Source organism: Nonomuraea marmarensis (assembly GCF_043197025.1).
GTDB lineage: Bacteria > Actinomycetota > Actinomycetes > Streptosporangiales > Streptosporangiaceae > Nonomuraea > Nonomuraea marmarensis.
This window is the reverse complement of the sequence record NZ_JBICRM010000014.1, coordinates 36935-49843: the sequence shown is the minus strand read 5'-3', so window position 1 is coordinate 49843 and position 12909 is coordinate 36935. Positions and strand designations below refer to the sequence as shown.

The 12909-nt window shown below is 71.0% G+C and carries 11 protein-coding genes and 1 riboswitch; of the genes, 8 read left to right on the top strand and 3 right to left on the bottom strand.

Annotated elements, in window-relative coordinates; genetic code table 11:
• Positions 1-6: 6 nt before the first annotated feature.
• On the bottom strand, positions 7-1338 hold the full coding sequence (locus ACFLIM_RS23420; protein ID WP_393168744.1) for a cation:dicarboxylate symporter family transporter: 1332 nt from the start codon (positions 1336-1338) through the stop codon (positions 7-9).
• A 108-nt stretch (positions 1339-1446) separates the two neighbouring features.
• Between ACFLIM_RS23420 and ACFLIM_RS23415 the strand changes: the two genes are divergently transcribed.
• The 5 genes from ACFLIM_RS23415 (at position 1447) to ACFLIM_RS23395 (ending at position 7960) form a co-directional block, all read left to right on the top strand.
• Positions 1447-2946: an ATP-binding protein gene (locus ACFLIM_RS23415; RefSeq protein WP_393168743.1), complete on the top strand. Its 1500-nt coding sequence runs from the start codon at positions 1447-1449 to the stop codon at positions 2944-2946.
• Positions 2943-3608, top strand: a complete 666-nt coding sequence (locus tag ACFLIM_RS23410) for a response regulator (protein ID WP_393168742.1) — start codon at positions 2943-2945, stop codon at positions 3606-3608. The genes ACFLIM_RS23415 and ACFLIM_RS23410 overlap by 4 nt, the downstream gene beginning before the upstream one ends.
• Positions 3609-3681: 73 nt before the next feature.
• Complete coding sequence (locus tag ACFLIM_RS23405; RefSeq protein WP_393168740.1) at positions 3682-5718, top strand: N-acetylneuraminate synthase family protein; 2037 nt, start codon at positions 3682-3684, stop codon at positions 5716-5718.
• A gap of 25 nt (positions 5719-5743) precedes the next feature.
• On the top strand, positions 5744-6724 hold the full coding sequence (locus ACFLIM_RS23400; RefSeq protein WP_393168738.1) for a glycosyltransferase family 2 protein: 981 nt from the start codon (positions 5744-5746) through the stop codon (positions 6722-6724).
• On the top strand, positions 6725-7960 hold the full coding sequence (locus ACFLIM_RS23395) for a polysialyltransferase family glycosyltransferase (RefSeq protein ID WP_393168737.1): 1236 nt from the start codon (positions 6725-6727) through the stop codon (positions 7958-7960). It abuts the gene before it with no gap.
• On the opposite strand, the gene ACFLIM_RS23390 is transcribed toward ACFLIM_RS23395, so the two are convergent.
• Positions 7944-9104 carry a DUF6716 putative glycosyltransferase gene (locus tag ACFLIM_RS23390; protein ID WP_393169050.1) on the bottom strand — a complete coding sequence of 387 codons (1161 nt, stop codon included), beginning with the start codon at positions 9102-9104 and terminating at the stop codon, positions 7944-7946. The two genes, ACFLIM_RS23395 and ACFLIM_RS23390, sit on opposite strands and share 17 nt — an antisense overlap.
• A gap of 2 nt (positions 9105-9106) precedes the next feature.
• The gene (locus tag ACFLIM_RS23385; RefSeq protein WP_393168735.1) at positions 9107-10051 is read right to left on the bottom strand and encodes a hypothetical protein; all 945 of its coding nucleotides are present in this window, start codon (positions 10049-10051) and stop codon (positions 9107-9109) included.
• Between the two features lie 98 nt (positions 10052-10149).
• Here ACFLIM_RS23385 and ACFLIM_RS23380 point away from each other — a divergent pair, with 98 nt between their 5' ends.
• The 3 genes from ACFLIM_RS23380 (at position 10150) to ACFLIM_RS23370 (ending at position 12879) form a co-directional block, all read left to right on the top strand.
• Positions 10150-10971, top strand: a complete 822-nt coding sequence (locus ACFLIM_RS23380; RefSeq protein ID WP_393168733.1) for an aldo/keto reductase — start codon at positions 10150-10152, stop codon at positions 10969-10971.
• A gap of 20 nt (positions 10972-10991) precedes the next feature.
• Positions 10992-11945, top strand: a complete 954-nt coding sequence (locus tag ACFLIM_RS23375) for a Gfo/Idh/MocA family protein (protein ID WP_393168731.1) — start codon at positions 10992-10994, stop codon at positions 11943-11945.
• Positions 11946-12061: 116 nt separating this feature from the next.
• A riboswitch (cyclic di-AMP (ydaO/yuaA leader) is annotated at positions 12062-12198 on the top strand.
• Between the two features lie 12 nt (positions 12199-12210).
• On the top strand, positions 12211-12879 hold the full coding sequence (locus tag ACFLIM_RS23370; protein ID WP_393168729.1) for a CHAP domain-containing protein: 669 nt from the start codon (positions 12211-12213) through the stop codon (positions 12877-12879).
• Positions 12880-12909 lie beyond the last annotated feature (30 nt).

Sequence of the window (12909 nt, the reverse complement as noted above, 5' to 3'; positions counted from 1 at the left end):
GCGGTACTACACCGGCGACATCTGCCTGTCGCCGGAGCCGGGCTCCGGCGACTCGCCGTCCTCGTCCAGCAGCGTGGCCTCGTCGAACGGCGCCGCACCGGCGAGCACCTGCCCGGCCCGGTCCCGGTCGAACTCGCCCGTCCAGGTGCCGACGAGCACGGTGGCGACGGCGTTGCCGGCGAAGTTCGTCAGCGCCCTGGCCTCGGACATGAACCGGTCGATGCCCACGATGAGGCCGACCCCGTCGACCAGCTCGGGCCGGTGCGCCTGCAGGCCGCCCGCCAGCGTGGCCAGCCCGGCGCCCGTCACGCCCGCCGCGCCCTTGGAAGCGATCATCATGAACAGCAGCAGCGCCACCTGCTCGCCGAACTCCAGCGGCGACCCGGTGGCCGAGGCGATGAACAGCGTGGCCATGGTCAGGTAGATCGCGGTGCCGTCGAGGTTGAAGGAGTAGCCGGTCGGCACGGTGATGCCGGCCACGGTCTTGCTCACGCCCAGGTGCTCCATCTTGGCGATGAGCCGGGGCAGGGCCGTCTCCGACGACGAGGTGGACAGGATCAGCAGGAACTCGCGGCCCAGGTAGCGCAGCAGCGACCACAGGTTGACCCTGGCGACCAGCCACAGGATCGAGCCGAGCACCACGCCGACGAACAGCAGGCAGGTCACGTAGAAGGCGATCATGATGATGGCCAGGCTCTTGAGCGCCTCGATCCCGGTGGCGCCCACGACGGCGGCGATCGCCCCGAACGCGCCCACCGGCGCGGCCCACATGACCATCGCCAGGATGCGGAACACCAGCCGCTGCAGGTGCTCCACGCCCCGCAGGATCGGCGCGCCCTTGGCGCCCATGGCCTGGATCGCGAACCCGGCCAGCAGCGCCACCAGCAGCGCCTGCAGCACCGAGCCGCTGGTGAGCGCCGACAGCAGCGTGTCGGGGATGACGCCGAGCAGGAAGTCGACCGTGCTGGCGTCCGCGCCCTTGGCCGCCTCGGCCTCGGCCGCCTGCCTGGCGGTGTCGGTGAGGTGCAGCCCCGAGCCGGGGTCGATGACGTTGCCGACCACCAGGCCGATGAGCAGCGCGACCGTGGACATGACGATGAAGTAGCCGAGCGCCAGGCCGCCGACCTTGCCGACCTGGGCGGCCTGCCGGACCGAGCCGACGCCGAGCACGATCGTGCAGAAGATGATCGGGCCGATCACCATCTGGATCAGCGCGACGAATCCGGTGCCGAGGGGTCTGAGCTCCTTGCCCACGTCCGGCCAGACGAATCCGACCAGGATCCCGAGCAGGACCGCCGCGATGACGGCCAGGTAGAGATATCGAGTGCGATCACGCATCGGGGGGTTCTCCAGCGGTGATGGAATAACGTTCTGGATGTCCGACTATGCGGCTCACAGTGACGCAGGTCACCATTGAGTAAGTTTCGTTCACGGGAGAGATGTCAGATGCGGCGCTGGAGCCTGGCGGGGCAGATGCTGGTCCTGCAGCTGCTCGTGGTCGCCGTCACGGTGACGGGCGGCGCGGTGCTCGCGCTGGTGCAGGCGCACGAGCTGCTCACCGCCGAGGCGGGCAGCACGGCCAGGGCGGTCGCGGTGAGCGTGGCGACCTCGCCCGACGTGCTGGACGCCCTGGACGACGGGGACCCGACCGCGCGGCTGCAGCCGTTCGCCGAGCGGGTACGCCTGCAGACGGGCGTCGACTTCATCACCATCATGAAACCGGACGGCACCCGCTACACCCACCCGAACCCCGCCGAGATCGGCCGCCGTTTCCTCGGGCACACCGGCCGGGCACTGGCCGGCGAGACGTTCACCGAGACCTACACGGGCACGCTCGGCCCCTCCAAGCGGGCGGTCACTCCCGTCGTGGCGGGCGGCCGGGTACGGGCGCTGGTCAGCGCGGGCATCACGATCGACAAGATCACCGCCAGGCTGCACGACCAGTTCGCCTGGGGCGGCCTCATCGTCGCGCTCGCGCTGTCCGTCGGCGCCGCCGGGACATGGCTGGTCACCGTACGGCTGCGCCGCCAGACGCACGGGCTCGGCCCCGTGGAGCTGGGCCGCATCCACGACCACCACGACGCCGTCCTGCACGCCGTCAGGGAGGGCCTGCTGCTGGTCGGCAGGGACGGCACGCTGACGTTGTGCAACGACGCCGCCCGGCTGCTGCTCGGCCTGCCCGCCGACGCCGAGGGCCGGCACGTGGGCGAGTTCGGGCTCGCTGAGGTGCTGGCCGACGACGAGGAGCGGATCCACCTGGTCGGCGACCGGGTGCTCGCCGTGAACAGCGCCGCGAGCCGGCTGGGCACGGTCGTGACCGTGCGGGACCACACCGAGCTGCAGGCGCTGACCGGCCAGCTCGACGCCGAGCGCGGCTTCGCCGACTCGCTGCGCTCGGCCGCGCACGAGGCCGCCAACCGGCTGCACACCGTCATCACGCTGGTGGAGCTGGGCCGTACCGAGCAGGCGGTGGCGCTGGGCACAGCGGAGCTGCGGGCCGCGCAGGAGCTGACCGACCGGGTGGTCGGCGCGGTGCGCGAGCCGGTGCTCGCGGCGCTGCTGCTGGGCAAGAGCGCCGAGGCGGCCGAACGCGGCGGCGAGCTGGTCCTCAGCCAGGACAGCGAGCTGGACGACCTGGGCCTGGACCCGCGCGAGCTGGTCACGATCGTGGGCAACCTGATCGACAACGCGATCGACGCGGCCAGCAGGGTGGAGGTGCACCTGGCCGCCGACGCGCACGGTGTGCTGATCAGGGTGGCCGACGACGGGCCTGGGCCGGCGGACCCGGAGGCGTTCGCGAAGGGCTGGACCACCAAGGGCGACGGGCACGGGCTCGGGCTGGCGCTCGTGGGCCAGGCGGTGCGGCGGCTGGGCGGCACCATCGACGTGGCAGGCTCGGCGTTCACCGTCCGGCTGCCAGTGCCAGTGCCGGAGACGATCCGATGATCTCCGTGCTGGTGGTCGAGGACGAGGAGATCACCGCCGAGGCCAACCGCATCTACGTCGAGCGGGTGCCCGGCTTCGAGGTCGCCGGGGTGGTCAGGTCCGGCGGGGAGGCACTGCGCTTCCTGCGAAAGAGACCGGTGGACCTCCTCCTGCTCGACCTGTACCTGCCCGACATGCACGGCCTGGAGGTGTGCCGCGCGGTGCGCGCAGGCGGCCTCATGTGCGACGTGATCGCCGTCACCTCCGCCCGCGACCTGACCATGGTGCGCTCGGCGGTGTCGCTGGGCGTCTCCCAGTACCTGCTCAAACCGTTCACCTACGCGACACTCGCCGAAAAGCTCACGCGTTACGCCCGGTTCAAGGAGGAAGCGGGCATGGCCGTCGGTCAGGGCGACGTGGACCGGGTCCTGGGGACGCTCAGGGGCAGCTCAGAGCTGCCGAAGGGGATGGCGAGGGACACGCTCGACACCGTGGTCGCGCGGCTGCGCGGCCGCCCTGAGGGCATGGCGGCGCAGGCGGTGGCGGATGCGATCGGAGTGTCCCGGGTGACGGCCCGCCGCTACCTGGAATACCTGGTGGAGCTGGGCATTGCGGCCCGCATCCCGCAGTACGGCGGAGTGGGCCGGCCAGAGTTGCTCTACCGGATCCCCATGGAAAGTTAATGGTGGTGATGCTGGCTGTTCAATCCAGCCCTCTAGCTTCTGGGTGCAATCCAATGCACTGAGGAGACACACCTTGCGAGTCCTGGCCGTAGTTCCCGCCCGCGGAGGTTCGGCGGGCGTACCCCTGAAGAACCTCGCCCTGGTCGGGGGCGTCCCGCTGGTCACGCGCGCGGTGCGGGCCGCACTGCGGGCCGAGCTGGTGGACCGGGTCGTGGTCAGCACCGACCACGCCGGGATCGCCGAGACCGCCAGGCAGGCGGGGGCCGACGTCGTGGAGCGGCCCGAGGAGCTGAGCGGCTCGACCGCCTCCAGCGAGTCGGCGGTGCTGCACGCGCTCGACGCGCTCGGCGAGGAGCCGGAAGTGGTCGTCCTCGTGCAGTGCACGAGCGCGTTCATCGACCCCGAGAACCTGTCGGCGGCGGTGCGCATGGTGCTCGACGGCGAGGCCGACTCGGTTGTGTCGGGGCTGCCGACGCACGAGTTCCTCTGGACGGCCGGCGGCGGCGGGATCAACCACGACCCGGCCGTCAGGCAGCGCAGGCAGGACCGCGAGCCCGAGTTCCGCGAGAACGGCGCCTTCTACGTCATGCGCACCTCCGGCCTGCGCGAGCACGGCCACCGCTTCTTCGGCCGCACCGCCGTGCAGCCGGTGCCGCCGCAGCACGCCATCGAGGTCGACAACCCCGAGGACCTGGAGCTCGTACGCGCGCTCGCCCCGTTCATCGACGAGCCCGAGCCGATCGACGTCGACGCGGTCATCACCGACTTCGACGGCGTGCACACCGACGACCGCGCCTACGTCGACTCCGACGGCCGGGAGATGGTGCTGGTCAGCCGCTCGGACGGGATGGGCGTCTCGCTGCTGCGGCGTTCCGGGGTGAAGGTGCTGGTCATGTCCACCGAGCACAACCCGGTGGTGGCCGCCCGCGCCCGCAAGCTGGGCGTGCCCGTGTTGCAGGGGCTGGCCGACAAGCGGACCGTGCTGCGCGACTGGCTGAGCATCGAGGGCCTCGACCCGGCCCGCGTGGCCTATGTCGGCAACGACGTCAACGACCTGGGCCCGATGGGCGAGGTGGGCTGGCCCATCGCGACGCCGGACGCCCATCCGCGCGTGCGCGCCGCCGCCCGGGTCGTGCTGACCACGCCGGGTGGGTCCGGCGCGGTGCGCGAGTTGTGCGACCGCGTCGTGGCCGCCAAGCCCGAGGCGCCGGTCGCCGAGGCCAAGACCCGGCCCAGGCTGGGCCCGGTGGCGATCGGCGACGTGCTGGTGGGCAACGGCGAGCCCGTGTACGTGATCGGCGAGATCGGCATCAACCACAACGGCGACCTCGACATCGCCCGCCGCCTCATCGACGTGGCGGCCGACGCCGGGTGCCAGGCGGTCAAGTTCCAGAAGCGCACCCCGGCGATCTGCGTGCCCGAGGAGCAGAAGGGGCAGATCAGGCAGACGCCGTGGGGCGAGATGACGTACCTGGAGTACAAGGAGCGCACCGAGTTCGGGTACGACGAGTACCGGCAGATCTCGAAATATTGTGACGAGCGGGGCCTGCACTGGTTCGCCTCGCCGTGGGACGTGCCCTCCGTGGAGTTCCTGGAGGAGATGGACGTCGTGGTGCACAAGATCGCCTCGGCCAGCGTCGCCGACCACGAGTTGCTGCGCGCCCTGGCCGCCACCGGCAAGCCGCTCATCCTGTCGACCGGCATGTCCACGCTGTCCGAGATCGACGAGGCCGTCGAGATCCTCGGCACCGACAGGCTGATCATGATGCACGCCACCTCGACGTACCCGCTGCCTCCCGAGGAGGCGAACCTGCGCACGATCACCACCCTCAAGGACCGGTACGGCGTTCCCGTCGGCTACTCCGGGCACGAGCGCGGCCTGCAGATCTCGCTGGCCGCGGTCACGCTCGGCGCGGTCTGCGTGGAGCGGCACATCACGCTCGACCGCACCATGTGGGGCTCCGACCACGCCGCCTCACTTGAACCGTCCGGCCTCGAACACCTTGTTCGCGACATTAGGATCATCGAGCAGGCCCTGGGCGACGGCGTCAAGCGCGTCTTCCCCGGCGAGGAGGCGCCCAAGGCCCGCCTGCGCCGGGTGACCGTCTGACCAGTTCGCACCAGGAGAAATACCGTTGATCACCCTCTCGGTCGTCGTGCCGATTCGGGACGGCGAGCGCTTCATCGCCGACGCGCTCACCTCGCTCTGCCGTAACGCTCGGCACGACTTCGAGTTCATCGTCGTGAACGACGGGTCCGTGGACGCCACGGGGGACATCATCGAGGACTTCGTCCCCGATCTGCCCGGGCTGACCGTATTGCGCAATCCCGCCCCGGTGGGGCTGGCCGACGCGCGCAACACGGGCCTGTCGGCCGCCTCCGGCCGGTACGTCACGTTCATGGACGGCGACGACTGGCTCGCGCCGGGCTACCTGGCGCAGCTGGTCGCGGCCATCGACGGGCTCGGCTGCGACTTCGTACGTGCCGACCACGTGCAGGTCGAGGGCCGCAAACGGGTCGTGCACCGCGCTCCGCAGGCGCGGCGCGGCGTGGCGCTCGACCCCCGCGACGCCATCCTGCCAGCGGGCGTGCGAACCATGGTCGACTACCCGTACGCGTGGGCCGGGATCTACCGGCGCTCCCTGCGCGACCTGCTGCACTTCCCCGGCTCGCTGCACACGGCGGAGGACCGGCCGTGGATCTGGCGGCTGCACCGGGAGGCCGCCACGTTCGCGGTGGTGTCGCTGGCCGGGGTGTTCTACCGGCGCATGGTGTCCGGCTCGCTGACGCAGGTCGGCGACGAACGCCAGCTGCACTTCTTCGACGCCTTCGACCTGGTGTTCAAGGACCTGGAGCCGGAGTTCCTGCCCAAGGCGGCACGGAACTTCTGCGCGCTGCTCGCCCACCATCTGGAGCTCGCCGACCGGTTCACGCCGGCGCTGCGCGCCCGCTTCGAGGAGCGCGGCGCGCAGATGGTGCGCGCGCTGCCCGGGGAGCTGGTGGCCGACTCGGTGGCGCGGATGTCCGTCGAACGCGAGGCCACGTTGCGGGCCCTGGTGCCCGACCTGCCCCCCAGCCCGCACATCCGGGTCCGCCGCGACCGGGAGGAGTCCTAGGTGAAGGTCTTCTACGCCTCGACATTGTTCGGGGCGATGTCCTTGGCCGCCGCCATCGACGACGGCCGCTTCGGCGACGGCCGCCGCGTCCTCATCGTGTCGAACAACGCGGCCATCCCCGAGGTGGCGATGCCGCTGGACAAGACGCCCGGCTTCGCCGTGCTGCGCTCGCGCTTCGACGAGGTGTTCTCGTGGAACGAGCTCATCGCGCCGCTGCACCCGTCCGACTGGCGGGCGCGCATCATCGAGGTGCCGATGATGGAGCGCCTCATCCGCTCCCACCTGGGGCTGGACGGGGTCGAGGAGCTGGTGCTGGAGTCGATCGCGGTGCCGCCGGCGCGGACGATCGCGGGGCTGATCCGCGACTGCCCGATCACGGTCTACTCCGACGGGCTGATGAGCTACGGCCCCACCCGCGACCCGCTGCCCGCCGAGATCTTCCGCCGCATCGGGCGGCTGCTCCACCTCGACCTGGTGCCGGGGCTGACGCCGCTGCTGCTCAGCGAGTACGGCGTCGCCCCCGCGATCCTGCCCGACGAGCGGTTCCTGTCGGTCGTGCACGAGGTGACCTCCACCGCGCCCGACATGCTGGCGGGCCAGGCGGTCATCCTCGGCCAGTACCTGTCGGCGCTGGAGATCGTCACGCCGGAGGAGGAGGCCGGGCTGCACGAGTCGATGCTGAAGGCCCTGGCCGCCCGCGGTTACCAGAACGTCGTGTTCAAGCCGCACCCGGCCGCCGGGCGCCGGCACGCCCAGCTGCTGCGGGCCGCGGCCGGGCCGCTGGGGGTGCGGCTGTCGGTGGTCGGGGAGAGCGTGCCCGCCGAGGTGTGCTTCGCGGCGTTGCGGCCCGAGCTGGTCGTGGGCTGCTTCTCCACCGGTCTCGTGACCGCCCAGCGCTACTTCGGGCTGCAGGTGGCCTCGCACGGCACGGAGCTGGTGCTCGACCGGCTGGCCCCGTACGAGAACAGCAACCGGATCCCGGTCACGATCGTGGACGCGCTGCTGCCCAGGTTGTCGGCGGAGGGCGTGATCGCCAAGCCGCCGGCGACAGACCTGCCCGAGCTCGTCCGGGCCGTGGGCTACTGCATGCAGGCCGACACCTACCCGGACCTGCGGCCGGAGAGCATCGAGTTCGATCCGCGCTATTTCAAGCGCAAGCGCCTGGAGACGCTGGGCTTCGCGGACAAGCCCAGCGCCCTGTCCAGGATCCGCAAGAAGATCAGGTCAGCGATTTGAGATAGCGGCGCATCCGCCGCTTGGCCCGGTAGCCCGCCCGCAACATCGTGGGCGGCACCTCCACCCGCAGCCTGGCCCGGCGCCGCGCGGCGGCGTGCTCGGGCCCGTCGAGCAGCGACCTGGCGGGCACGTGCGGCCGGGCGATCACCAGCCCCGTCAGCAGTCCCGCCCAGTCGTTGCGTTCCACCGGGTGGAAGTAGTTGGCCGCGCACCAGCGGTCCGAGGCCAGGCGGAAGTCGCCCTTGGCCAGGTCGTCGAGCGTGCCCAGCAGGTCGCTGTCCTCGAACACCAGGTTGATCATCTCGGCGCTCACGCCGAAGTCGCTCAGCACCAGCGACGGCACGCCCATCGCGATGGCCTCCAGCGCCGCCGTCGAGCTCACCGTGACGAACCCGGCCGCCCGCGCGAGCTGGTCGTGCATCGACCCGGCCTCGAACGCCAGCCGGCCCGGCTGGCCCATCTCCCGCCACAACCGCTGGTAGTGGTGGCGCTCGTTGTGCGTCTGCCGCTCGTCCTCAAGGGCGCGCAGCTTGACCACCACGTCCAGCTCGGGCCGCCGCCCGGCCAGCTCGGCCAGCGACGTCAGGATCCGCTCGCGCTGCTCCCGCTCGCGCGGCACCTTGGCCTGGGTGGCGAACACGACCCGGTTCCCGCCATGGGAGATCGCCTGCGGGCGCAGGAACGGCAGCCTGGCCAGGCCCACCGCCCCGCCCCCGCCGAGCCGGGTGGCGATCTCGCCGAACTCGGCCACCTCCCGCTCGCTGTGCACCACGAACAGGTCGCAGCCGCTGCGGAACACCCACGCCTTCTCCGTGGCCGGCACCGAGATGCCCGGCAGCCCGCTGACGAACACCGGGCGCGGCCGCAGCCCCGCGAACACCTCCGCCACCAGCACGTCCACCACCGGACCCGTGCAGGCCACGAGGATCACGTCGGGCTGCGTACGCTCCGCGACCCGCCGCAAAGACCGCGCGGACAGCACCGGCGGCGCCTCCCGCCCGCCCACGGCGGCGGCGATCTGCTCCGGCGAGGGCGCGATCGGCGTGCGCACCACCACCAACTCCGTCACGCAGCCCGCGGGCAGGTCACCGAGCAGGCAGGCCGCCCATTTCAAGTACGAGTCGGAGTCGGCAACCGCCAACACTTTCAACCGGACACTCCAGTCAGATGTGAGCGAAGGGCGGGAGCCGCCCTGCTGGTCCACCAGTCATCGGGAACGTCCACGGGCTCGACGGCGACACCGCGCGGGCCGAGCAGCACCCGCAGCGAGGTGATCGCGGTGGAGGGGAGGCTGAGAACCCGCTGGCCCGCGTCCAGGCCGCGCAGGGTCAGCTCGGCGGGCGCGCCGGCGTCGTGGACGGTGATGCCGGGGCGCTCCCGGATCAGCGCCAGGTCCACGGGGTCCTCGCGGCGGTGCGGGTAGTAGGCGAGCGGCTCCTGCGAGGCCAGGTTCGTCAGCCAGCGCAAGTAGCGGTCGCGATGCACGAGGCCGTTGCGGACGAGCGAGGTGCCGAGCACGACCGTGCGCTCGGCGGGTCCCTCGGCGCTCGGCGGCTGGGCCCGCAACCAGGAGAAGTCGTGGCGTACGAGATCGATGCCGGCCTGCCGGACCGATTCTTCGAGCTTGTCGTCCACGGCCAGGGCGGTGAAGACGGAGACCCTGCTCATGCGCAGGCGCAGCGCGGCCGCCAGGCCGAGCGCGGCGCGCAGCCTGGTCGGCTCCGCGCGGGCCCGCAGCAGCGGCTTGTACGGCCCCGCGGCCAGCAGTTCGAGCAGCCGGATCGTGGCCAGCCCGTCGTCCACGATGACGATGCGGCCGGGGTTGGAGACGAGCCAGCGCAGCTGCACCTTGCCGGAGAAGGCGTCGCCGACGGCCTGCACGCGCCGGGGCATGCGCTCACGCGGCTCGGCCATGATCAGGCCGTCGGGCAGCCCGAGACGGCCCAGCTCCTTACGCGTGGCCTTCAGCGCCCGCAGACCCGCGCGCGGCACGACGACCGTCGCGGGACCGAGCAGCCCGGCATGGTGAGCCTCGACGGCGCACAGCATCTGGAGCGGGGACTCCACCCAGGCCGACGCCTGTTCGACCACTCGTTGCCCTCCCAGCCGGGTGATGGCCCGTTCACGACCGCTTCAAGCTAGCCCGGCCGCCTTAAGCCCTCAGAAACTCGACATGAACAATGGAGGGTATGAACTCGCTCATGCTCAACACCGACGGCGTGCAGATCCCGCAGCTGGGCTTCGGCGTCTGGCAGGTCCCCGCCGACGAGGCCGAGCAGGCCGTGGCGACCGCGCTGAAGGCCGGCTACCGGCACGTCGACACCGCCGCCGCCTATGACAACGAAGAGGGTGTGGGGCGGGCCGTGCGCGCCAGCGGGCTGCCGCGCCAGAAGGTGTTCGTCACCACCAAGTTGTGGAACGCCGACCACACCCGCGCGGCGGAGGCCTTCGACGAATGCCTGGCCAGGCTGGGCCTGGACTATGTCGACCTGTTCCTCATCCACTGGCCGGTGCCCGGGCAGGGCAGGTACGTGCAGGCGTGGAAGGAGATGGAGAAGATCTACCGCGACGGGCGGGCGAAGGCCATTGGCACGTCCAACTTCACCGTCTCGACGCTCACCCGGCTGATGGACGAGGCCGACATCACGCCGTCCATCAACCAGATCGAGCTGCACCCGTACCTGCAGCAGCGGGAGCTGCGGGCCTTCCACGAGGCCAACGGCATCCTCACCGAGGCGTGGAGCCCGCTCGGGCAGGGCAAGGGGCTGCTCGGGGACCCGGCGCTGGCGGTGCTGTCGGCCAAGTACGGCAAGACCCCCGCGCAGATCGTGCTCCGCTGGCACCTGCAGCTCGGCAACGTGGTCATCCCCAAGTCCGTGACCCCGTCGCGGATCGCCGAGAACATCGAGGTTTTCGACTTCATCCTCGACGCCGAGGACATGGCCGCCATCGGCGCGATGAACAAGGGCCGGCGCATCGGGCCTGACCCCGACACGTTCAACATGACCTGATAGGTCTATGCTCCTCCCCCGTGCGGGATTTTGCGTGGGGAATTGCGGCAACGGGCGGTATCGCCCGTACGGTCGGGGCGGCCATCGTGGCCGAGCCGGGGATGCGGGTGGCCGCCGTCGGGTCCAGGGTGTTGAGCCGGGCGCAGTCCCTGGCCGCCGCGCTGGGGGCGGAGTCGGCGTACGACTCCTATGAGCGGCTGTGCGCCGACCCGGCGGTGGACGCGATCTACGTGGCGACGCCGCACGCCCAGCACCTGGAGGTGGCCGAGGCGGCGATCGCCGCGGGCAAGGCCGTGTTGTGCGAGAAGCCCCTCGCCGCGACCGTGGCCGACGCGGAGAAGATGGTACGCCTGGCGCGCGAGGCACGGGTGTTCCTGATGGAAGCCATGTGGATGCGGTTCAACCCGCTCATCCAGCGCGTCGCGGCCGATCCGCGCTTCGGAGACCTCCGCTCGGTGCAGGCGTCCTTCGGCTTCACCCTCCCCTACGACCCCGCGCACCGCCTGTGGGCGCCGGAGCTGGGCGGCGGGGCCCTGCTCGACCTGGGGATCTACCCGTTCGGGCTGGCCCAGCTGCTCCTCGGCCTGCCCGCTGACCTGCGCGTCACCGGCTCCCTGGCGCCCAACGGGGTGGACGCGGAGGCGGCCGGGGTGTTGCTCTACCCCGGCGGCAGGCGGGCTCTCGTGGAGACCTCGTTGCTGGGGAATTACCCGAACAACGCCACCGTTGTCGGCACGGGCATGCGGGCGGACATCCAGGCGCCGTTCTGGGCGCCGCAGCAGATTTTACTTTCCGGGCCCTCCATGGAGCCGGAGGAGCATCTGCTCGATCCGGCGGACAACGGATACGCCGGAGAGTTGCGCGAAGTCCGCGCCGCCACGGCCGAAGGCAGGACCGAATCCTCGATCATGCCCCTTGACGAGTCCCTCGCGATGATGGGGCTGCTGGCCAACGCCCGGACGCAACTCGGCTAAGTGGGCTTTATCCAGTTGTAATCCACTTGCCGCATGTATTACCTTATGAGGCATATCAGGGCAGATGTCCGATTTTTCGGGCAATGTCCAACCATCGTACGAACGATCACAGGACGGTCCTGTGACCGCTGAATCCGCCTCAGGGCGGAACCGGGGACCCAGGTCCTTGGGGTGAATCGGCACTCCGGTGCCGTAGGGCAGCTTCCACGTCCGAACCCGTCAGCTAACCCGGTAAGCGGCATGGAAGCAAGGAGTAACCCCCTCGATGGCAAAACACTGTTTCAGCCGTACCTCGAAGACCAACATCGCTCGCGCCCTGCTCGGCGCCACCGTCATCGCCTCGGCCCTCGGCGGCCAGGCTGCCGTGGCCAGCGCCGACACGGCGCAGCGGCCGGCCGCCGTCGCCGACCACGACATCAAGTCCGGGCAGGCCAAGGTCAACGTCACCGCCGCCCAGGTCCTGGCCGTCGCCAAGTCCCAGGTCGGCACCTCGGAGAACGCCGCCGGTGGCGGCACCAAGTACCAGGACTGGTACGCCGCCTCGCCGCGAGCCGCCGAGACCGTCGCCCGCGACGGCGGGACCAGGACCGACTACCTGAACGGCGCCTGGTGCGCGATGTTCGTCTCCTGGGTCGGCAACCAGAGCGGCGCCCACTCGCAGATCGGCGCGGACGCCTACACCGTCGCCTACGCCAAGTGGTTCGAGGGCACCCACCGCTTCGGCACCGTCGCCAAGCCCGGCGCCGTCGTCTTCTTCGCCTGGAACGGCGGCAAGGACCTCACCGACATCCGGCACGTCGGGTTCGTGGTGAAGGACAACCAGAACGGCACCATCTCCACGATCGAGGGCAACACCGGCAACGGCAAGGTCGAGGAGCGCGTCCGTCCGAAGTCGGATGTCGTCGGCTACGGCTATCCGGAGTACGCCGCCTGAGCCTGACGGGCTCCTGGCCTTCCAGCCGCG